This window comes from Williamsia sp. R60 (assembly GCF_054063855.1).
In genome coordinates, this window is sequence record NZ_JBSSGR010000002.1 from 1 (window position 1) to 21962 (window position 21962).

18 protein-coding genes are annotated in these 21962 nt (G+C 63.2%); 6 read left to right on the forward strand and 12 right to left on the reverse strand.

Features of this window, described 5'->3' with window-relative positions; genetic code table 11:
• Positions 1-357, forward strand: a 357-nt coding sequence (locus tag ACVWY6_RS06750) for an acyl-CoA dehydrogenase family protein (RefSeq protein WP_457536937.1), incomplete at its 5' end; no start/stop codon positions are given.
• A 10-nt stretch (positions 358-367) separates the two neighbouring features.
• Here the strand turns inward: ACVWY6_RS06750 and ACVWY6_RS06755 are convergent.
• The 8 genes from ACVWY6_RS06755 to ACVWY6_RS06790 all read right to left on the reverse strand — a co-directional run bounded on the left by ACVWY6_RS06755 (position 368) and on the right by ACVWY6_RS06790 (position 12563).
• Positions 368-1744 carry an FAD-binding oxidoreductase gene (locus tag ACVWY6_RS06755; RefSeq protein ID WP_457536939.1) on the reverse strand — a complete coding sequence of 459 codons (1377 nt, stop codon included), beginning with the start codon at positions 1742-1744 and terminating at the stop codon, positions 368-370.
• 105 nt (positions 1745-1849) lie between these two features.
• Positions 1850-3157, reverse strand: a complete 1308-nt coding sequence (locus ACVWY6_RS06760; RefSeq protein ID WP_457536941.1) for an NAD(P)/FAD-dependent oxidoreductase — start codon at positions 3155-3157, stop codon at positions 1850-1852.
• Positions 3158-3346: 189 nt separating this feature from the next.
• Positions 3347-4690 (reverse strand): MFS transporter, encoded by a 1344-nt coding sequence (locus ACVWY6_RS06765; RefSeq protein ID WP_457536943.1) that lies wholly within the window; start codon positions 4688-4690, stop codon positions 3347-3349.
• 339 nt (positions 4691-5029) lie between these two features.
• Positions 5030-6268: a PucR family transcriptional regulator gene (locus tag ACVWY6_RS06770; protein ID WP_457536945.1), complete on the reverse strand. Its 1239-nt coding sequence runs from the start codon at positions 6266-6268 to the stop codon at positions 5030-5032.
• A 119-nt stretch (positions 6269-6387) separates the two neighbouring features.
• The gene (locus tag ACVWY6_RS06775; protein ID WP_457536947.1) at positions 6388-7260 is read right to left on the reverse strand and encodes an alpha/beta hydrolase; all 873 of its coding nucleotides are present in this window, start codon (positions 7258-7260) and stop codon (positions 6388-6390) included.
• Positions 7257-8480: an amidohydrolase family protein gene (locus ACVWY6_RS06780; RefSeq protein ID WP_457536949.1), complete on the reverse strand. Its 1224-nt coding sequence runs from the start codon at positions 8478-8480 to the stop codon at positions 7257-7259. Before ACVWY6_RS06780 ends, ACVWY6_RS06775 begins: the two co-directional genes overlap by 4 nt.
• A gap of 205 nt (positions 8481-8685) precedes the next feature.
• A complete protein-coding gene (locus ACVWY6_RS06785; RefSeq protein ID WP_457536951.1) occupies positions 8686-12138 on the reverse strand; it encodes an ATP-binding protein in 3453 nt (1150 codons plus the stop codon).
• 62 nt (positions 12139-12200) lie between these two features.
• Complete coding sequence (locus ACVWY6_RS06790) at positions 12201-12563, reverse strand: ArsR/SmtB family transcription factor (protein WP_116916697.1); 363 nt, start codon at positions 12561-12563, stop codon at positions 12201-12203.
• 93 nt (positions 12564-12656) lie between these two features.
• Between ACVWY6_RS06790 and ACVWY6_RS06795 the strand changes: the two genes are divergently transcribed.
• The 3 genes from ACVWY6_RS06795 (at position 12657) to ACVWY6_RS06805 (ending at position 16318) form a co-directional block, all read left to right on the forward strand.
• Complete coding sequence (locus tag ACVWY6_RS06795; RefSeq protein ID WP_457536954.1) at positions 12657-14618, forward strand: heavy metal translocating P-type ATPase; 1962 nt, start codon at positions 12657-12659, stop codon at positions 14616-14618.
• 105 nt (positions 14619-14723) lie between these two features.
• Positions 14724-15953: an MFS transporter gene (locus tag ACVWY6_RS06800; RefSeq protein ID WP_457538525.1), complete on the forward strand. Its 1230-nt coding sequence runs from the start codon at positions 14724-14726 to the stop codon at positions 15951-15953.
• Between the two features lie 5 nt (positions 15954-15958).
• Positions 15959-16318 carry an ArsR/SmtB family transcription factor gene (locus tag ACVWY6_RS06805; RefSeq protein WP_023956786.1) on the forward strand — a complete coding sequence of 120 codons (360 nt, stop codon included), beginning with the start codon at positions 15959-15961 and terminating at the stop codon, positions 16316-16318.
• Positions 16319-16366: 48 nt separating this feature from the next.
• Here ACVWY6_RS06805 and ACVWY6_RS06810 read toward each other — a convergent pair whose 3' ends face one another.
• From ACVWY6_RS06810 to ACVWY6_RS06820, 3 genes are all read right to left on the reverse strand, one after another.
• Positions 16367-17089: a Clp protease N-terminal domain-containing protein gene (locus ACVWY6_RS06810; protein ID WP_457536956.1), complete on the reverse strand. Its 723-nt coding sequence runs from the start codon at positions 17087-17089 to the stop codon at positions 16367-16369.
• Between the two features lie 160 nt (positions 17090-17249).
• Positions 17250-18536, reverse strand: a complete 1287-nt coding sequence (locus ACVWY6_RS06815; RefSeq protein WP_457536958.1) for an alpha/beta fold hydrolase — start codon at positions 18534-18536, stop codon at positions 17250-17252.
• A 428-nt stretch (positions 18537-18964) separates the two neighbouring features.
• A complete protein-coding gene (locus tag ACVWY6_RS06820; protein ID WP_457536960.1) occupies positions 18965-19387 on the reverse strand; it encodes a MerR family transcriptional regulator in 423 nt (140 codons plus the stop codon).
• 86 nt (positions 19388-19473) lie between these two features.
• Here ACVWY6_RS06820 and ACVWY6_RS06825 point away from each other — a divergent pair, with 86 nt between their 5' ends.
• Positions 19474-20250 (forward strand): SDR family oxidoreductase, encoded by a 777-nt coding sequence (locus ACVWY6_RS06825; protein WP_457536962.1) that lies wholly within the window; start codon positions 19474-19476, stop codon positions 20248-20250.
• 73 nt (positions 20251-20323) lie between these two features.
• On the opposite strand, the gene ACVWY6_RS06830 is transcribed toward ACVWY6_RS06825, so the two are convergent.
• Entirely contained in the window at positions 20324-21286 is a 963-nt protein-coding gene (locus ACVWY6_RS06830) for an alpha/beta hydrolase (RefSeq protein WP_457536964.1), read from the reverse strand.
• A 116-nt stretch (positions 21287-21402) separates the two neighbouring features.
• Between ACVWY6_RS06830 and ACVWY6_RS06835 the strand changes: the two genes are divergently transcribed.
• Positions 21403-21954, forward strand: coding sequence for a TetR/AcrR family transcriptional regulator (locus ACVWY6_RS06835; RefSeq protein ID WP_457536966.1), 552 nt, complete (start codon positions 21403-21405; stop codon positions 21952-21954).
• The last annotated feature ends 8 nt before the right edge of the window (positions 21955-21962 follow it).

The following is a 21962-nucleotide window of genomic DNA, read 5'->3' on the forward strand; positions in this document are numbered from 1 at the left end:
GCGTATGTGAAGGAGCGTAAGCAGTTCGGTAAGTCGATCAGTTCGTTTCAGGGTGTGGAGTTCATGCTGGCGGATATGGCGATGAAGATCGAGGCCGCCCGTTTGATGGTGTACACCTCGGCTGCTCGGGCCGAGCGTGGGGAGAAGAATCTGGGGTTCATCTCCGCAGCGTCGAAGTGTTTTGCTTCTGATGTGGCCATGCAGGTGACCACTGACGCGGTGCAGTTGTTCGGTGGCTACGGGTACACCCGCGACTTCCCCGTCGAGCGCATGATGCGCGATGCCAAGATCACGCAGATCTATGAGGGCACCAACCAGATCCAGCGAGTGGTGATGTCACGCGCACTACTGCGCTGACCCACCAACATCATGGCTGAAACACTCTGCCGGGGTTCATGATCCCGTGCGGATCGAGGGCACTCTTGATCGCCCGGTGCATGTCCATTACCGGTGGAGTAAGTTCCTGTGCGAGGCCGTCCATCTTGAGCAAACCGATGCCGTGCTCGCCGGTGACGGTGCCGCCGTATCGAATCGCAGCGTCGATGATCTCTGCGAACGCGGCTTGCGCTCGTATCCGGGCGTCCTCGTCGTCGTTCGGCGTGATGAGCAGCGGGTGCAGGTTGCCGTCACCGGCGTGCGCAATGGACGCGATGTGCGTGTCGTGCCGCAGGCCGATTTCCTCGATCCGCGCAAGCATCTCGGGGACAACGGCTTTCGGAACGCAGATGTCCTCGGTGAGGACGGGCCCGAGGCGTTCCATCGCTGGATAGGCCAGGCGGCGGGCAAGGAACAGCGCATCGGCCTCCTGCTGGTTCGTGGATTGGGCGCTCCACGTGGCACCCGCGCGTCCGAAGCACGCGAGCATCCGCTCGGCCTCGATGTCCCCGACTGCGCCTGGAGTGTCGATGCGGCCCAGCAACAGGACGTTCGCGTCGGCGGACAGGCCCATGTTCTTCCAAGCGTCCACTGCCACAAGGCATTGCCGATCGATCAGCTCGAGTGCAGACGGTGTGAGTCCGTCTTCGGCGACCGCTCGTACCGCGTGCCCAGCGTCGACGGTGGAGTCGAAGTATCCGACGATGGTGCGCTGCGGTTCCTGCAGCGGGCGCAGCTTCACTGTGATCTCGGTGATGACACCGAGGGTGCCCTCGGAGCCGACCATCAGCCCGGCGAGGTCGTAGCCGGCAACGCCCTTGGCTGTGCGGCGGCCGAGCCGTACAAGCTCGCCGGTGCCGGTGACGACCTGCATGCCGAGGACGTAGTCCCGGGTGACTCCGTACTTGACGCAGCACAGGCCGCCGGCGTTGGTTGCGACGTTGCCGCCGATGGTGGACCAGGCGGCGCTGGACGGATCCGGCGGGTACCAGAGCCCTTCCTCGGCGCAGGCAGCGCGGAGGTCGTCGTTGACAACGCCCGGTTCGACGACGGCGAGGCGTTCGAGGGAGTTGATCTCCTTGATGGTGTTCATCTTGTCGAAGGAGACGATGACACAACCGTCGATGGCGTTGGCACCGCCGGACAGTCCGGTGCCCGCGCCGCGACTGACAACGGGGACGCGTCGCACGATGCAGGCCCGAACGACGGATTGCACCTCCTCGGCGGTGCGTGGCCGGACGACGAGCAGCGGCGCGCCGTAAGGCGCCCATTCGGCTTCGTCGTGCAAATACGTCGCGACCACGTCGGGGTCGGTGACGAGGCGATGTGCGGGAACTGCCGTGGTCAGCTCGTCGGCGAGCTCGGTCATACGGGTACTGACGTCAACAGGCGTAGCGCTCAAAGTAATCCGATCGGCCTTTCGAATCGACGGGTCGTGTACCGATGATGTGCTGTGGGTGGAGGCTCCCGGCGCCTAACCCAAGACGGTCCCGGTCGACTCGGTGTTGAAATCACGTCGACGAGAGAAAGATCCCAGATTGATCGTCAAACCTGTATGCGGGCCCGTATAGACCACTGGATCGGCATCGTGATCACGCCCCTTCTCGACCTCCTCGATCAGGGTCGCCAGGAATCGGCCGGCAACGGGCGCGTTCTTGAACTGATTTCCACTGGTGCCCATCGCGACATAGAAGCCGGGACGATCGGTCTTGTCGTAGATCGGGGTCCAGTCCGAAGCGGCGTCGTACACGCCGGCGATTCCTTTGGGCTGGAACGGGACCGACAAGTGGGGAAGCCGCCGGGCAGCTCGCAATACTTGTGCCTGGAAGCGGGCAGCAGTGCGGTTCGGGTTGGCGCTGTCGGGGTCATCGATCCATTCCAGTGGGTCGCATTCAGGTTCGGTGCCCCCGATCAAGAATCCTCCGCCGTGTTCCGGTCGCATGTAGGTTCCCAGGTCGAGATCAGCAATCATCGGGCCGAGTCGAACATCCTGGTTGAAGTCCTTGGGCGCCGTGACGTGATGGACCTCCTGCCGAAGGGGGCGCACGGTGACCGTGAAGTCGGCCCCCACCCCTGCCATCGCGTTGAGGGCGCCCGACCACGGGCCGGCGGCGTTGACAACTATCGGCGTCTCGACAGTGTCGCCGTTGTCCAGGTGAAGAATCCACCGGTCAGACGGCTGTTGTTCGATGTGAGTGACCTTGGTACGGAATAAGTGGACGGCCCCGTTCGCAACTGCGGCAGCTCCGAGGTTGGCGGCGGCGAGTTGGGGATCGTCGACGAAGCCGGCCTCTGGGGTGTAGACCGCTCCGAGAGAAGAGTCGGTGTCAGCGTAAAAAGACTCCGAGTCAACAGGTTTCGGTGGGTAGTAGGAACCGACGTCGATTCCCGGAATCTGATTCGCCAACGTGTCCGAGTCCCACAGTTCGTACTTCACGCCGATCTTGTCGAAGAGCCGGACTGTGCGTTCACGCGGGGCGATGTCCACATCGAGGAATACCATGCCGCATTCATGGAAACGGGCCAGATCCGTTGTGTCCACACCGCCCAGATGCTCGGGCCAGGTCCTCCAGCAATGTGCCGCCTCCCAAGCTGCGGCCATCCCGTCGAAGGTGGAATAATTGAATCGGATGACCGCGCTCGAGGCGCTGGTGGATCCGAAGCCAGACCCACCCTCCTTGTCGATCACCATCACTCGATAGCCGCGGGCAGCGAGTTCATATGCAATGGAGTTGCCTATGACCCCAGCTCCCACAACCACCGCGTCGGTCCCTTCGGGCATCGTTCCTCCAATTGATTCATCGCGTCGAGAACACGAAAGTCGCTACAGCACAACCTTCGCCAAGACCGGCGAGCAAAGCTATCTACATATGTGGACACTTCGGCCATATGCAACACCGGGTTTGTAGCGCCCACGGATTTTGTCCGCTCAGGATTGGTCACGCGTATGAGTCCGGAGCGAACCGCGCGGTCATCTCTTGATGAGACCCGTTTGAAGATCGGCGCCCTTGGTCTCGGGGATGCCGCGGAAGATGAAGGGGCACGCGATCAGAGCGATTGCAGTTCCGTAGAACGCCGGCGCAAGGTGACTACCGGTGCTGTCGACCAGTGCCTGGCAGACCAGTGGCGCCGTGCCGGCGAAGATTGCGTATGCAACGTTGTACGGGACAGCGGTTCCGACGTACCGCACTTTCCCGGGGAGGAGTTCCAAGATCGGAAGCAAACCGGTGGTCAGCATGCTTGCACCCATCATCAGGATGGCCAACGCGGTGCCGATCACAAAGAGATTGCCTGTGCTGATCAGGAGATAGCAAGGAATGAGGGCGATCGCCGTACCCACCGCTCCGAGACGGACAAACGGGCGGCGCCCCACGTTCTCGATCAGTCCGCTCAAGGCGATGACCACCGGCACCGGGATGACCATCGCGATCGTGGTCAACACAAGCGCGGTGTTGGTGGAGATCCCTGCGGACTTGACCAGATAGGTGGGCATGTAGCCGAGCATCATGTGGTTCAGCACCCCGAGGCACGCAAAGAACGCGAACAGGGTCATCAGGTTGCGGCGCTGTTGAATCAGCAGCTCCCGCAGAGGAAATCGTCGCGTTGTCTTCTGGTCCTGCGCAGCGACAGCCTCGAACACGGGTGTCTCCTCGACACCCAGGCGCAGAAGCAGCCCCGCAATGGCGAGTGCGCCGCCGATGAGGAATGGCCATCGCCATCCGCCACCATCGAACGCTTCAGCGCCCATCGACCGGTAGGCCAGAATCGTCACGGTTGCGCCGACGAGTCCGAGCGACGTGGATCCGGCGAATATGGCGAGATAGAGCGGCCGTCGTCCGGGTGGCGCGTGTTCGACGGCAAAGGTCGCGGCACCGGCGAATTCGCCACCGGCAGAGAAACCTTGGATCAGTCGGCAGGCAAGAAGAAGTGCGGGAGCGGCGGCCCCGATCGTTGCGTAGCTCGGCAGTAGGCCTATTGCGGCCGTAGCCACACCCATCAATCCGATTGCCAAGGACAGAGAACCGCGCCGGCCGAGACGATCGCCCATGGTTCCGAAGAACAGCGCTCCGGCAGGTCTGGCGAGGAACGCGCTTCCGTAGACGGCGAAGACGGCCAGCAGTGCGGAGCCGCCGGAGTCCGGCGGAAAGAAGATGTCCGCGAGGGTCACAGCCATGAAGCCATAGATCGTGAAATCGAACCATTCGACAAAGTTGCCGGTCGACGCGGCGAGCAGAGCTCGCCGCCGAGTACGTGTCAGTTGGCGCGAATCCTGCACCCGGACGTGTTCGGCCGAATCTTCCACATTGCTCGACATCGGGGCCCTTTCGGATTGGACGGGGGATGGTTGATGCGCGGCTGTTCCTGTTGCCGACGTGAAAAGCGTTATCGATCAACTGAAGTGATGAGACTCCCGGGAGCTGGAAGTTCGACAGGCGGTCACACGAGGTGCTTACCACTCTGTGCCGCGGCCCTGCATCGTGGACAACACTAGCCTCAGAACGTGACCTGCGTCATGGGCAATTGTTCAACCATGGAGCCTGTGTATTGCGCAATTGTCGCGTTGAGGCGCGATTCAACGCGTGTCTATAGGCCGGAGGTCGAGCAGGCGCCAGACCTACTGCCAGCAAGCAGTTTTCGTCCCGACGTCGGACTGCTAGAGGGGCCAGCTGGTGGTTGACACGGAGTTGGCCGCCGCCAGCGCTTTCATCTTCAGTCCCAGATGCAGGGTGAGGCGGTCGTCGCCGCTGTCGAGATTGCAGTCCGTGAGCTGCTCGATGCGTTTGAGGCGCTGGTAGAGCGTTGCTCGATGGATGCAGAGTAGGTTCGCAGTGCGTCGAATGTCGCATGCGTTGTCGAAGAACGCGTGGAGCGTGGTTTCGAGAACCTGCTGCCTGTCAGCGGCTTCGAGTCTCTGCAGGGGTGATGACCGTGCAGCGCTGGCTATTTCATCGTTCGGTAGTCGTAGCAGAGTGTCGTAAGGGCCGAGGCGTCCCCATTTCGCCACGTTCCCCAATGTAGGAACCAGCAACGCAGCGCGAACCGCGATGACAGCCTGTCGATAGGCGCGGTATACCTGATCCAGAGCGCTTACCGTGTCGCTGACACCAACCACGAATCGACTGTCGTTACCACTCAGCTGGTGGAAGCGGGAAGTCATACGCTGAGTGATCGAGTCCAGTTGCTGTTTTGTCAATGCTTCAGTGAGGGCAAGTAATAGCCAGACTCGGGATCTATCCGCGACCATCAGGCCGGCGCCGTCCGGCAGAGTGTGCAGCCCTTCCTGCACCGCTACCTCTACTGCTATGTCGTCCGAGGTTTCGACCGGGTGCGCAATTTCTCGCTGAACTGCGATGACCTGGTAGTACGACGCGTGCTCAACGAGCAACTGCTCGGCGAGTACGTCCGCTACTGCCTGCCTCCTGGTGTCTTCGGCTGAGGTGACGAGGTTCCGGAGGATTGCCTCGCGGCGAAGGTTCGAACGTTCACGGAGCAATAGGCGTGCATAGAGGATTACGCCCGCCCGCGCGGCAGTATCCTCCGCCATCTCGACATCGGACTCGGTAAGCGGATTCTCCTCGTTGTCGATCAGCCAGAGGAAGCCGAGCAGCAGACTTTTGCAGCGAACGGGTACACAAAGCCGTTTTTTGCTTCCGGGCACATCGAGATGGGCGCGGCCCGCCTTGACCCACGTGCCGATGCCGAGAGCGAAGAGGGGGCGGGTCACGTCGTCGGGTACCGAACGATTCAGGATGGAGGTTATCCGCAGGGAGTCCTCGTCGCCAAAGTGTCGGCTGGCGGCGAGAAGTCGGATCGAGGGATCATCAATGGCCACAGAACGGCGGAGCCGCCCGGCCAGATCGTCAACGAGCGACTGCAGGTCGTTGGTGGACATGTGCACTCTCCTCACAACACGCGACAGGCGCTCCCGCACATCAGTGCAGTCGTATCAGTTGTGCTGCTGCTTCCTTCGGCCGGGTATGCGCCTCCAACAACGAGCACGCACGGCCACCATCACCGGACGTGAGATTGCTTCAGATAACTCAAAAACGATGCCTGTACCCCGGTGGCGTGCGTCTCATCGAGGATCGAGGTCGTGAACGAGTCTGAGCGACCGCTGGCTCGCAACTCTTCCAGTGCCCTCAGGACATTGCGGGCGATGCCGCGGTACACGGGCATATCACCCAAGACCTCGACTTTGTTCAGGGTGACGTGGAGTCGAGGAGTGACCGACTCGCCGTTGTCGCGTTCCGGGAGAGTACGGATCAGGTCGAACAACTGACTGTCGGAACTGCTGATCCCAGGAGTGCCGGCGCCAACCGTGGCGAAGGGTGTCTCGCCACGAAGCCACGCATACAGAGCGAAAAGACCTCCGTACGAGTACCCGAAAAGACCGTGGCCGGTATCGCTGACACGCAGCCGCGATTGCAACTGAGGGTGAAGCTCTTTGACCAGGAAGTCGAGAAATGCGTCCGCATCGCAGTCCGATAGTCGCTCCAGATAGGCGTCTATGTCTTCTTGGCTCATCGTGCCCGTCTCGCGAGCCGACGCCAATGCAGCGACCACCTCATCGCCGACCGGTTCCCCGGCCGGGACGAGGTCACGGTTGCGAAGCCGCGACCAGTCCGACGCCTCTTCGGCGGCATATCCGACGCTGACCTGGATGTAGGGCGCAATGTTCAGAAACGGATCTTGTTGTGCGACGACGAGCGGCGCCGTGTAACCGACCGTCCAGTTCCCGTCCAACACGTAGATCAGAGGCATCGTTTCAGCGGAATCTTCGTAGTCGGGCGGGGTGGTGACCCAGACACCGAAGCGGTGCCCCAACCGGGACGTCACTTCGAGGTACTCAGTGTCGGCAAGACAACCATGCAACATCGTGCTCATCGAATATCCTTTACTGTCGCACCGCTTTTGACCACGAGAACGGCCATCTCTGGGTTGGCGAAGACACTGGCATCTTCGAGGGGGTCCTTCTGCCACACGACGAGGTCGGCTCGCATTCCGGCACGCACCGTTCCGACGGTTTCGCCCACGCCGAGGATGTCCGCGTTGACACTCGTCGCAGACACCAACGCCTGCATCGGTGATTCCAGCTCTGAGCGCACTCGCAGTTCTTCACCCCTTCGTCGCTGGTTCGGACCGATGAGGTCAGAACCCAGACCAATTCTCAGGCCGGTCGAGCGCGCTATCTCGAGGGCGGACGCCATCCGCTGCCGGACTCCGGTCGCTCGGTCGACGGTTGTGGGGTTCACATCCGTCACTCCATCGCTCAAGAGCTGATCGAGTACAGAGAAGGTGGGCACCAAGGCCACGTCATGTTCGTACATCAGAGATGCGGTCGGCTCGTCGATGTCGGTGCCGTGTTCGACGCACCGCACGCCCGCCTGTACGGCGTTGCGGATTCCGGCACTGCCGTGTGCATGGACCGTCACGTAGGTGCCACGCGCTGCGGCTTCCTGCACAGCCACCGCGATCTCCTCGACGGTGAACTGTGTGTCGGCGAGGCGATCGTGCCCCCCGACGACACCACCTGTGACGCACAACTTGAGAAAGGTGGCGCCCCGGCGGAACGTCTCGCGGACGTTCCTACGGAGTTCGCCTGCGTTGCCCGACATCAGTGACAGTGCACAGAGTCCGGGAATGTGGTGTTCGGTCCACAGCTCCGTCGGCTCCCAATCCGCACCGTAGTAGCCGTGCCCGCCGATCTGGCACTGGACAGGGCCGCAAGAAAGCACGTGCGGACCTCGCATCTTTCCTTTCGCGAGGACGTCGACGACACCGCGGTCGATGCCGCCGGTGTCGCGAACTGTCGTGAAGCCGGCGTCGAGCGCGAATGCCGCCGACGTGAAGATGTCGGCCGCGATCTCGGCAACCGACAGTTCGAATCCGAACTGCGCCCTGATGGGGCTGGACAGGCCCAGGTGAACGTGAGCATCGATCAGGCCAGGGGTGAGGAGCCTGCCGTCAAGATCCACCGTCGTCGCGCCCGCAGGCGCACTGCCGATGGCTGTGATGACGCCATCCGTCACACAGACGTCGGCAACCGAGGGCTCTGCGCCAGAACCGTCCGCGACCCTACCGCCCGCATACCATGTCTCCGTCACATGACCTCCTGGTCTGTTCCGCGGTGCATTCGTTATCCCCTTGGGTCGATGAAGATCGAGGATCGGGTCTGACGTCTGTCAGCCTGCTGAACCGGGAGGGTGGTCCCGCCCGGTGGGCCGTTTGATACAGCATGGCGCCTCTCTGTCGCCGCGGGCAGTGGTCGCGTGTTGCGACTTCATCGAGCGGGCATCGACAAATGTCGTGTTACGCCTTCCATCGACCGGCCAGTGCGTCGATACGTCTGCGCACTGCGGTGGCCCCGGTGTCGTCCGCGGCACGACGCGCGCGCTCGATCGAATCTGTCGGATGTCGGCCAGATGACTTTGCGGCCAGAAGTGCGTCGAGATAGAGGGTTTCGGCGTACCAGGCGTCGAATCCACGGGCTCGGTGCACACGCAGCGCATCGTCGAGGTGTCGCCTTGCCCGATCGTACTGCCCCAGCGCAATCGACAGGTCCGCCAAATGATGGTGGGTGACGCCGTACACGACAGCCACCGCACTGATCGTTTCGTCGGCGTGATCGACCATCAGGTCGTAGACCGCCTCGCAGACGATGGTGTTGCCGATCTGCGCGGCCACCCGACCCAGAACGGCTATCGAGCTGGCCCACACATGATTCACCTCGATGGCCGCGACGCGTGGCTTGTCGTACCAGGACAATAGGCGGGCCGCGGATTCGACGTCGCCGACATCTGCCATCGCCAGGGCCAGAATGGGCCGGTATGAGCTGACGAGGTCGAAGCGTTCGGTCATGTCGTCTGCAGCGTCGACGATCTCGCGCATGTCGCCTCGCAGAGTCCGCAGCCCGCATACGAATGCGAGAAGACGACCGAAGGAGTAGGTCTCGATCGGTGAGGCAGGAATGCTCCGAATTTCTTCGAGTTGCTGGTCGCACTGGGAAAGACGCCCGGCGGCAAGGGCTATGCCGAAGTCGATACTCGAAACGAGCCATGCCAGTTCGCGATCGCGGCTCGTGTGGGCGGCGGACACCCTGCCGATTGTGTGCTGCGCCTTTGCCAGTTCGCCGTTCACCACCTGCGCGCGCGCCAACCACACGGTCAGCATGGGGTCGAGCGTGCGCGTCGGCGCGATGCTGCTGATCTTTTCCAGCTCTTCGTAGGCGTCTTGGCGGATGGTGGCCATATGCGGTGTACGCAACGAAACCAATACCGCTGACAGCGCTGCGATGAGTGCATCGGTGTCGTCGGCTGCTCGGGCCGCGTCGATTGCTCGGACGAGAAGGTCACGCCTGGTGTGGTGGTCGGTGGTCCAGATCTGCTCGATGGCCAGTTGCGCCAGCAGGTGGGCCGTCGACGAGCCGTCGTCGCGGCCGGTCGCCTCGAGCGCGTGCAGGGCATCGTTGAGACTGGCGATGCGTTCGTGGTCGATGTGTATGTGCACGTAAAGGATTCCGTACAAGTTGTTCGCCAGTGTCGCGGACACGTGCAGGTCGACATCGCCGAGTCGGCGTCCCATCGCTGCAGCGCCGAGCAGAGTCGAACGAAACGCCGAATTCCGTGCTTTGCGCTGTGCCCGTCCCAATTTGATGAGGAGCCGGCACCGCGCAGACGAATCACCGCGTGGGGTGAGGCGCTCAGCGGCGGACTGGTACAGCGACACGGCGTCTTCGTAGGCGCCGATCGAGTTGGCCGCATCGCCGGCTCGGATGGAGTATTCCACTGAGCGGGGGCGGTCGGAGTCCAGCCCGTGACTCAGGTGATACGCCATCCGCGCGAACCCATCTGGCTCGTGATCGACTCCGTGGTCCTCGAAAGCGCGGGCGACTCGGGAATGCGCGTGGACGCGACGAACGCCCGGCATCTGGACGTAGACGGACTCTTGAACCAGTGCGTGGCGGATCATCACCTCGCTGGATGAGACGAACTCTGTGATCAAGCGTGCTTGGGAGAGCTCGTCGATCGCGGCCGCGAAAGCGCCGTCGTCCATGGGCTCCACCGCTGATCGCAGTACACCACGCGGTGACACCAGGCCGATGACCGAACAGACCTCCAGCAGCTCCAACGCATCGGCACCGAGGACTCTGATCCGATGGGCAACCGACTCCGCAACGGATGTCGGAAGTTGTTGTTGGGACCGGAGGGCATCGCTCGCAAGCAGTGACGAGACAAAGAATGGCAACCCGCCCGTCCGGTCGTGCAGAGCCGCCGGATCGAGGTCGCTGCCCGACGCCTCGACCAGGGCCGCCACCTGTGCAACGTCGAACGCACCGAGTTCGATGCGCTGCACACCGCGAGTTCTGGACGGACTGATCAACACCGAGCGAAGATCTGCGCGGTCGGTGAACTCTTCGCGTACGGTCACAACGATTGTGAGACCGGCAGATTCGGATCCATGGATGACGAATCGCAGCACGTCCAGAGTGGCAGTCGACGCCCAGTGCAGGTCGTCGACCACCAGCATCGTGGGGGAGCGCCGCATGGGCGAGGTGAGCCACTCGAGGACGGCCGACATGGTCAATGCCCGGTCGTCGTCCTCGACTGAGGAGACCAGGATGTCACTGGTTTCCCACATTCTCTGCGGGACCAACTTCACAAGTCCCAGGCCGGCGCTACGGAGCCGCTCCTGCACGGTCACCGGGTCCAAATCGTCGAGTTCACGACCGATCGCCTCGACAAAAGGTTCGAAGGAGACCAGCGATTCCTCGCTGCACCGACCGAACAAGACCGTTGTTCCCGCCGCGCGTGCGCGGTCCATTGCTTCGAGAACGAGGGTGGTTTTGCCGGTGCCGGCTTCGCCCACGACCGCGATGAACTGGCCGCGTCCGTGAGCGGCACCGATCACGGCCTCGTCGATGGTGACCCGTTCGGCCGTGCGTTCGATCCTGACCGCGTTGTTCTCTATCGATGGCGTGGCGGCAGCCACGGTGACCCGCGTCGGGTGGTCGTCGCTGCGCAGTATCTCGAGATAGAGGTTCTCGGTCTCCGCAGAAGGCGTGGTGCCCAACTCCTCGGCCAGCGCCTGCCGGCACCTGGCAGCCGCCGCCAACGCCTGGCCCCGTTCACCCAAAGCCATGTATCCGCTCATCGCGATCCGATACGCGTTCTCGCGGAAGGGATCGATGGCGATGATGGACTGGGCCGACTGCGTGGCGCGCGCATACTCGCTTGCCCTCAGCGACCCCTCGGCGTCGATCTCGAGAGCCCTGATCCGAATGCGCGTCGCCTCGGCACGGACATGGTCTGCCCACGACCCAGTGATGCCGTCCAAGGGCGCAGATGTGATCAGTGCCAGCGCTTTTCGGGCGTTGTGCAGTACCGCTTCAGGGTCGCCGAGTGAGGTGTCGCAGTACATCTCGGCGAGTTCCAGATCGGATCGCAGTGAGGCGGGCAGCGTCAAGCGAACACCGCCGCTTCGCGAACGGAGGCCGTCCGCGGGCAATCCGACGAGTCGGAACGTGTCCCTGATCCGTGAGAAGAGAATGCGAAGTGCCGCGTTCCATGACTGCGGGCGGTCAGCCGGCCACACGGCCTCTGCGAGTTCTTCCAACGACACATCGCGATGACGGTTGACCACGAGGAACCCGAGGACCAACGCACATCTCGGTCCGCCGACAATGCGGGGATCGGCTTCACGACCACCGAAAGTGACAGTCACACCGCCGGCGAGGCGAAACACGAGCTCCGCGTCGGCTGTCACACCCGAAGTCTATCCAGCGTGACCGCAAGTGCCGGACTTCGGCGGTGTGTCACATGTTCTTCTCACGCGGTGTCGCTTGATGCATCGCGATCGGCCAGACCCAGGTGTTCGATGTGGTAGATCGCCTCATCGAGCAGCATCGCGACGTGGTTGTCGTAGAGCCGGTAGGTGACGTTGCGGCCCGCCCTGGTACCGGTGACCAACCCCAAAGCCCGAAGCAGGCGCAGCTGATGCGAGACCGCGGACTGTTCCATGTCGACGGCTTCGGCCAGAGCGGTGACTCCAAGTGGACTGTGTCGTAGCTCGGTGAGGATCCGCAACCGGCTCGGGGTGGCCAATGCCTGCAACGTGGCGGCCACGGTCGCGGCGGACTCGGCATCAAGATGCGCCGGCGGCGCTGTTTTGCCCTCGACTCCGTGACCCATGCACTGATCATAGTGAATGTGCACGCATGTACACCTCTTCATGCGTACGTGTATGGTTCGGGTGGAAACACAATTCCGAGTGTGGAAGCTGGCATGACGACAGAAACACCTACTCCGGTCACGGCCGCCGGTGGCGTTGCGCACGCCAAGCGCGGTACCCGGTTGTTGTCCATCGATGAGGTTCGCTGGGCTTCGCTTGCGTTGGCGCTGTTCGTCTTCGGCTTGATTCTGCAACTGTCGCCGCTACCTTCATGGACGATCTGGGCGGCGTATCTGGCGTGCTACGTGGCCGGCGGGTGGGAACCGGCCGTCGAGGGGCTACGGGCGCTGCGCGAGCGAACCCTGGACGTCGACTTGCTCATGATCGTGGCCGCCATCGGTGCGGCGGCGATCGGCCAGATCTTCGACGGTGCCCTGCTCATCGTCATCTTCGCCACCTCGGGCGCGCTCGAAGCGGTCTTGACCCGACGCACGGCCGATTCGGTTCGGGGATTGTTGGACCTGGCGCCTGAACAAGCATGCCGGGTCGACGAACGAGGCAACGAGACAACGGTGCACGTGGCTGACCTCGTCATCGGCGACATCATCATGGTCCGTCCGGGTGAACGTATCGCCGGCGATGGGACGGTGATCTCGGGCGCAAGCGAGGTCGACCAGTCGACGATCACCGGTGAGTCGATGCCAGCCGAGAAGATGCCCGGAGCCGAGGCGTTCGCGGGGACCATGAACGGTACGGGCGCCTTGACCATCCGGGTCGACCGAGAACCCTCGGATACCGTCATTTCGCGGATCAAGACGATGGTCGAAGATGCGTCGTCGACCAAAGCCGCAACTCAACTGTTCATCGAGCGGGTGGAACAGTATTACTCGGCCATCGTGGTGGCGGCCACGCTCGTAATTTTCGCTGCACCCTTGCTTTTCGGAGCCGAGCTCGACTCCGCGTTGCTACGAGCGATGACGTTCATGATCGTCGCATCACCATGTGCGGTGGTGCTGGCGACCATGCCACCCCTGCTCGCAGCCATGGCCACCGCCGCCCGCAACGGTGTGCTGGTCAAGTCAGCTGTGGTGATGGAGCCACTCCGGGCAATCGACTTGGTGGCATTCGACAAGACCGGCACTATCACCTTGGGAACCCCACGCCTCGGGACGATCCGCGCTCTGCCGGGTGTCACGCTGGACAACCAGGCGATCCTTACGATGGCTGCAGCGGTCGAACGGCACAGCGAACACCCTCTCGCCGCGGCCATCACTGCCGCCGTCGACCGATCCGGGCATCCACCGCAGCGCGCGATCGAGTTCGGATCCACCCCGGGCGCAGGGGTATTCGGCACGATCGACGGACAGCGCATCGACGTCAGCCGGCCGCGAGTACACCGCACTGGCACTTGGGAACAGTCCGCACTCGACCCTCTCGTGCTGGAGCTCGAACAATCCGGGCTCACCGTGGTTGTTGTCAGTGTCGACGACAAGCCGGTGGGGCTGCTGGGTCTACGCGACACCATCCGGGCCGAGAGCTCAGAGGCGGTCGCAGCGCTCACGACACTGACCGGACGGACTCCCATTCTCTTGAGCGGAGACAATCCGCGGGTGGCGGACGCCATCGCCGGACGGATAGGCATCACTGACATCCGCGCCGAATTGCTGCCACAGGACAAAGCCGCCGCCGTGCGAGAGCTGCAGCACCAAGGCCGTACCGTGCTGGTCGTCGGAGACGGAGTCAACGATGCGCCGGCTCTCGCGACAGCTCACGCGGGTGTTGCCATGGGCCGGAAGGGATCCGATCTCGCTCTCGATACCGCAGACGCGGTTCTGATCGGAGACGATCTCTCTGCGCTCGCGAACGTCATCAGGCTCTCGCAACGAGCGCACCGAATCGTCGTTGCCAACCTCGCCATCGCCGCAGGGTTCATTGTCACCCTGGTGATCTGGGACCTGGCCGCCACGCTGCCGTTGCCGCTGGGCGTGGCCGGCCACGAGAGTTCCACGGTCATCGTTGCACTGAACGGGATGCGTCTGCTGTCTCAACAATCATGGGGACTGCGCAACCGCTGACGATTGCAGAGCGTCGCGCATGCCCAATAGTTGCGCAGTTGCGCACCTATGCGACTAAGATTGGTCTCGGGTGGCCGCAGGCACGAGATGAAGGGGTCGCGGGCGATGCTGGAGATCATGCGTAACCGGACGTTCGGCCGGTTGTTCGCAGCTCAGGTGGTGGCACTCGTGGGGACAGGGCTACTGACCGTGGCGTTGGGACTGTTGGCGTACGACCTGGCCGGTTCTCGAGCCGGTGCGGTGTTGGGGACTGCGCTGGCGGTCAAGATGGTGGCGTATGTTGCTGTGGCGCCGGTCATTTCCGCACTCACCGATCGTGTGCCCCGCACAGTGTTGCTGGTTGGAGCGGATGTGGTCAGGGCCGCGGTGGCGGTACTGTTGCCGCTTGTCGATCAGACGTGGCAGGTGTATGTGCTGATTTTTGGGTTGCAAGCCGCGTCGGCGACGTTCACGCCGGCTTTTCAATCGATCATTCCGGCCGTCCTGGTCGAAGAAGACGACTACGCGCGAGGCTTGTCGTTGTCGCGGCTGGCCTACGACCTCGAATCGCTGGTCAGCCCGGTGCTGGCGGCGGCGCTGCTGACGGTGGTCGGCTACAACTTCCTGTTCCTGGGCACTGTTGCCGGGTTCGTCGCGTCGGCGTTGTTGGTGATCTCGACGGTGCTGCCGCGGACGATCCCGGCTGATCGATCGCTGCGGCTGGTCGACCGGATGACAATCGGTGCGCGGGTGATGTCTGCGAGCCCGGTCCTGCGCGGGTTGTTGGCTCTGAACATGGTGGTCGCTGCGGCGACCGCGCTGGTGGTGGTCAACACGGTGGTGTACGTGCGCGACCTGCTGGGCGGGTCGAACATCGGAGTTGCGTTGGCGCTGGGGTGTTTTGGTGCCGGCTCCATGGCGATGGCGCTGGTGCTGCCTCGACTGCTCGCCTCGATGCCTGATCGCCGGGTGATGATGACCGGATCGGCGACTGTGGCTGCGGGGTTGGCGGTCACGACGCTGGTTCTGGTGATCGCACCGCCCACGACAGCGGGATGGATTGTGCTGGGCGCAGTCTGGATCGTGCTGGGTGCGGGGACCTCGCTGATCACGACGCCGTCTGCGCGCCTGTTGCGTGCTTACTCCGACGAGCAGAATTGGTCGTCGGTGTTCACTGCGCAATTCTCGCTGTCACATGCCTGTTTCATTCTGACCTACCCGCTGGCCGGGTGGGTCGGTGCGCACATCGGACAGGTCAGCGCATCGCTGGCATCAACGGTGCTCGCTACACTCGCAGCATTGGTCGCTGCCCGGATCTGGCCGGCGCGACTCGAGGTGGTGTCTGCAGGAAGGTAGATGTGATGAAGCCGGTGACCAAAGCATCTACCGCGAGCCTGGTCCATCCCGGAGCGCCCGATCGTCAGCGCCTGGACTCTGCGACCGCCACCTTTCGCATGCTGGCCGATCCGACTCGCCTGCATATCTTGTGGATCCTGACCCGCGGTGAGGCTGATGTCGCCGCTCTCATCGAACAGACCGGAAGCTCCAAGACGTCTGTGAGCCAACATCTGGCCAAGCTGCGCTTCAGCGGCCTTGTCAGTACCCGTAAGGAAGGCCGCCGGGTCATCTACCGGATCGTCGACGGGCACCTGACCCGACTGATTCTCGAAGGAATCAATCACGCCGACCACATGGTGACCGGCGAGCCACCCCACGAGTAGATGCGCGGAGTCGCCAGTCCGGTCACCCAGAATGGTTGCGCTATAAGGTCATTCGTTCTCCGACACCGACAAGAGTGTCGTCAGTTGCGTCTCCACAGCGACCTTCGTCAGCTCGAGTCCGGACAGGGGGCCGTCGCCGTTCTCGTGCTCCAACAGTGCGAGCAGGATGTGCTCGGTCCCGACATTGTCGGCGCCCAAGCGCAGCGCTTCCCGGAACGTCAGTTCGAGAACCTTCTTGGCCGACGTGTCGAACGGTATGAGGGCCGGCAAGTCCGACGATGTATCGGGAAGTGTGCCCATCACGGTCGCGCGCACGGCATCCAGCGATACACCGACTCCGGTGAGGGTTCTCGCAGCCATCGAGTCGGAGTCGCCGACGAGACCCAAAACCAGGTGATGCGTAGTGATTTCGGCGTGATTGAGAGCGCGCGCTTCTTCCTGCGAGCTGACCACGACATTTCGGGCACGCAGTGTAAATCGGTTGAACCCCTGGCTGGGGTCGAGGGCGGGCGTTGATGCGGGCTTGGGCACGAAGCGTTTTTGCGCTGCCTGTTTGCTGACGCCCATGCTGGCGCCGATGTCGGTCCAGGACGCGCCCGATCTCCGCGCCTGGTCGACGAAGTGGCCGATCAGGTGGTCGGCGACATCTCCGAGATGATCGGCAGTGAGTACTGCGGTGGACAGTTGCTCGAGGGTGTCGCTGTGCACCTTGGTGATGGCCTCGATCAGGTCGTCGAGGCGAACTTGTTTTACGGGAGCTGGAGTAGTCATGTCGTCAACCGTAGGTTGACGACGCCTAGTCGTCAACCAATGGTTGACGGCCCGGTGTTTGGGGTTGGGCGTTGAACTGGGATGGCGGTGCGGCCATCCCGGTCGCCAACACCGATTCTGGCGCGGACGACCGGGGATGCCGGCAACTGCCGGTTCTGGCTTACGGAGTTGGTGCCGGTGCCGAGGGGGCCGTCGGTGCCGGGATGAGCGGCGCCGGCGTCGGGATCGGCGACGGCGCAGTCTGCGGACTTCCGGGGGGCGCGCAGTTCGACGGCGCCGGAGCACCGTTGAACCGGTCGGCGAACCATGTCAGGTACTCGGACTTCGAGTCGTTCGGAATGGTCTGGTGCGTGGCACCCTCGTACATCGTGTATTCGACCGGCTGGCCGAATCCACATGCGCGCGCGATGTATTGCGTGGTGCCGTTGGGGTTGACCACGGTGTCCGCGGTGCCTTGCATCACCAGTACCGGAACCTTGGGTGCGCTGTAGCCGGCGGTGTTCTCGTTGAGGCGCTGCTGCCAATCTGCCGGGATGTTGGGGTTGAGGAGAGTCTCGCCTGGCGGCGTTGTGAGGTTCGAGTTGATGACGTAGGCGAGATGGTTGATGCACTGCTGCGCTGCACCGACCATGGCCTCTTCGCCGGCCTTGGTCACCACGTCGGACACCTTCAGTTCAGGGTAGGCACCAGCCAGACCGCGGAAGACGTTCAACTGCAGAGCAACTGCGTGCGCGGGCGATGTCGCGTTGCTCGGTCCCGGTGGGACCTGTCTGGCGAACTGAGGGCCGTTGTCGGCCGCGGGGGCCAGGCCCGCGGTGCCGAGCAATCGCAACGGGGCGCCGTAGTCCTGGTTCTGTGACATCCACACCGATGCTCCGCCGCCTTGCGACCAGCCGAGAACCACCATGTCGTCGCCGGCGCCGGTCTCGTCGATCTTCTGCGCGGCTTTGACCGAGTCCCAGACGTTGTTCGATTCCGATTCGAGCACCGTGTACTGCTGGATGCCCGGAGTGCCCAGCCCCTGGTAGTCGGTTGCCACGACGACGTATCCGGCGGCGAGCATTTCGGAGAGTGCGGGTACGCCCGCATCCTGTTGCAACGTGCTGGTGTACGTGAAGTAGTCGGTCAGGTCGACGGCCGGCTTGGGCGCCAGTGACGGGGCACAGTTGCGGCCGCCGCCCTCGGTGCCGTGCGCCCAGGCGACAACCTTTCGTCCACCCTCGGGCGCGGCGCCCTCCGGTGCGACCACAAAACCTGATACCGCAACGGGTGTGCCGTCGTGCAGCTCTGACAGGTAGAGGATGCGCCAGGCCCGTGCGCCTTCGGGTGCATCGATCTCTTCTTTGCGAATCAGCTCGCCGTGCTCGCCGCTGGGCAGCGGGGACGGGGGTTCATAGAACTCCGGAATGCCGAATTGGCCGTCGATGTCGCCGTTGCTTTCGCCCACCGAACTGGGTGCAGTGGTGGTCGATGAAGTCTCGCTCGCCGAGTCGCTGTTACTGCAGCCGGCCGCCACTACGGAAACACTGACCAACAGCGACAACGCGATAACTGATTTTCTTTGCCAGAGAGAACCTTTGGGTGTTTGGACACCACGTACATTCATGGCCGGAGATTAGCACTGCCAGTGACTTTCGCCGACGCAAATGCGAATACGGCGTAAGGACGTACGACGAACAACCGTTGACGTCGTGGAAACGCCGCGTTGGTGTATTCGGCGCGCGAAGTATTCCTATTCGCCGATGATGTGTGCGTCGTCAGGGAAGCATTCGAGTGACGCTCCGAATTCCCCCAGCATGTAGCTCCCGCACGTTCTTGTGCCTCGCGCCCGTGTTTGAACACGGGCGCGAGGCACAAAGCCGTGCGCGGCGTGTACTAGCGAACTGGGGCGCCGCCGTTGCCGCTGGAATCGTAGGCTTCCCAGGGGGTTTCGCGTAGACCCGGACAGTGCTCGGGTGTCGGGTGGTGGGCGATGTCGATCATCTGGTCGAGGGCGTCGCGTGCGGCGGCCAGGTCTGCCATGGCTGCGGTGATGCGGTCGCGTTCGGAGGCAAGGATCTCGAAGACCTCGGGGGAGGCTGTGCCGCTGTCGACGCACGGCAGCAATTGCAGAACTACCCGGCTGGACAAGCCGGCGGTGAAGAACTGCTGGATCAGCTTGACGCGCTCGATGGCGGACTCAGGGTAGGTGCGTTGACCACTCGCGGTGCGCTCGGACTCGAGCAGTCCCTGCTCTTCGTAATAGCGCAGCGCTCTGGTGCTCACTCCTGCGCGGACTGCGACATCTCCGATTCGCATACCTTCGCCTCCTGTGATCGAGCTATCAGCGAACAGACTTGCCCTTGACGTCAACGTGAAGTTTTAGAGTAGCCGATGTCGGGCAGATGTGGCCCGATCCCAAGAACAAAGAACTTCTCGTAGAAGGCATGGTCCCCATGGACATCACCAACCAGATCGCACTCGTCACCGGCGCAAACCGCGGAATCGGCCGTCAATACGTACTCGAGCTGCTCGATCGCGGAGCCAGCAAGGTGTACGCGACGGCCCGCCGCCCCGAGACCTTGGAGTTCGCCGACGATCGGGTGGCGCCGTTGCGGCTCGACCTGCTCGACCACCAGTCCGTCGTCGCCGCGGCAGCGGCCGCGAACGATGTCACGGTGCTCGTCAACAACGCGGGGATCTCCACCGGCGCGCCTCTGGTGACCGGTGACCTGGCCGAGATCCGCCGCGAGATGGACACGCACTTTTGGGGCACGCTGGACGTGATCCGGGAGTTCGCCCCCGTGCTGGCCGCCCAGGGAGGTGGCGCGATCGTCAACGTCTTGTCTGCCCTGTCGTGGTTCACCGCTCCCGGCAGCGGGTCGTATTCTGCTGCCAAGTCGGCTGAATGGAACATGACAAACGGTGTGCGGCTCGAGCTTTCATCGCAAGGGACGTTTGTGCAAGGTGTCCTTTTGGGCGCAGCCGACACGGACATCGCCGCCGGGTACGACGGGCCCAAGATCGATCCCCGCGACGTGCCGCGTCGCTCACTCGACGGACTGACCGACGGGTTGATCGAGGTGATCGTCGACGACTGGACCGCGATGGTGAAGGCTTCGCTGGCCGGAGACCCGGCCGCGTTCTACTCGCAGATGAGCCAGCTCCTGGGCGCCGGCTGAGCAGCCGCCGTCGGCGTCAATGCCGTGTTGTCACCTCCCGGTGATCAGCCAACAACCGGGAGGTAGACCATGCTCAGTGTGTGGCGCCTTCACCTTTCGGGTGCGCGAGGGGCACGGCCGTCTTCAAGAACGACAGTTGCTCGTCGACCACGATCGGGAACAGCGGCTCCACGTAGGGGTCGAAGTGACCGCCGCGATGCACGTGAACTGTTGCGCGCGGGATCTTTGACGCCACTTTCTGGGCGACAGAGGCCGGGGTGACGGCGTCATCGGACATGATCTGGATCAGGGTGGGGCATGTGATCGCAGCAGCTGTGCGCCCCGGGGAATAGAGGCCGATCTTGAGAAGTATTCGGGCGGCCACGGTTTCGGGATAATCGCTGATGTTCAGTCCCGACTCAGCAATGAGTCGGTCCCGCGCGTCCATCGCGTCAGGCGATGTCATGACGGCGACGTCGCCGGGTCGACCGACTGAATTGATGTAGCGCGGTGACCGCTTCAGCAGCGCCCGCGTCTGGTCGATGACGGCGGACGGGAGGACTCGGAGAGTGTTGCGCAGACCGGTTGCCCGCACCGCCGCGGGGCCGCTGACGTGGGGAACCTGTGCGATCGCGGCCGCGAAGTCCTCGCCGTTGCCCGCAAGTGAGAGCACGTGGCCCCCTGCGAACGAGGTCCCCCAACCGACAATCCGCCGGGCACGGGCACCGTCGAGCGCCCGGGCGTAGGCGATGGCGTTGCGGTAGTCCTGATGCTGCTTGGAGATGTCGAGGAGCTGGCGTGGCTCGCCCTCGCTGTCTCCGAAGTGCCGGTAGTCGAACACGACAACCACGTATCCGGCGCGGGCGAAGACGTCCGCGTAGTTGAAAAGCCGCACGGCGCGGGGAGTGCCGAATCCGTGAGCCATCACCACTGCAGGCGTGTCGGCGGTTGCAGCAGCCGGACGGAAAACGGCCGCCGCGCATCGCACGCCCTCGGAGTCGAACCATTCGTCGGTGCGCGAGTAGCCGGGACCCGCGGTGGACGCATCAGTAGGCATGGCAAGTCCTTCGGGTGGGGATGCGGCTGTGTGTAGAACACACCGACCGCATTCTTGATCAACGTTCAAGAAGACGGTAGCAACGCCTTGAACGATAATCAAGATACGATTCCGGCATGCCCCGGAACCGTGCGCCTGTCGACCGGGCTGAGAAGCGGGCCGAGATCATCGCTGCGGCCACGTCACTGTTCGTCGACGAGGGCTACGACAACACGACGATGGGAAAGATCGCGACCGCGGCGGGCGTGACAGCGAACACCATCTATTGGTACTTCCGGGACAAGGATCAGCTGCTGATCGCGGTTCTCGACGAAGTACACGCCGAGACCCTCACCCGCTTTGCGGCCTTGAGCCAGCGGCCGCTCGGCGACCGCATCCTCTGGGCGGTCCGAGAGCTCACCCGATACCACCGGCTGGTGGACACCGTCCATGTGCGCACATCCCATTCAGTCGATATCGACAGCTGGCACAGCGGTTTTCACTCGACATGGGAAGGGTGGATTGCGTCCGAGCTGACCCAGTCAGGAGCACCCGGCGCCGACGTGGAGGCGATGACACGTGTGATCGTCTTTGTCATCGAGAGCATGCTCAGCCATCCCAACAGTGAGGACGAGAACCGGGCAACGGTCGACGTACTCATGCGGATGGTCGACCTGCCAACGCGCTAGGCATCTTG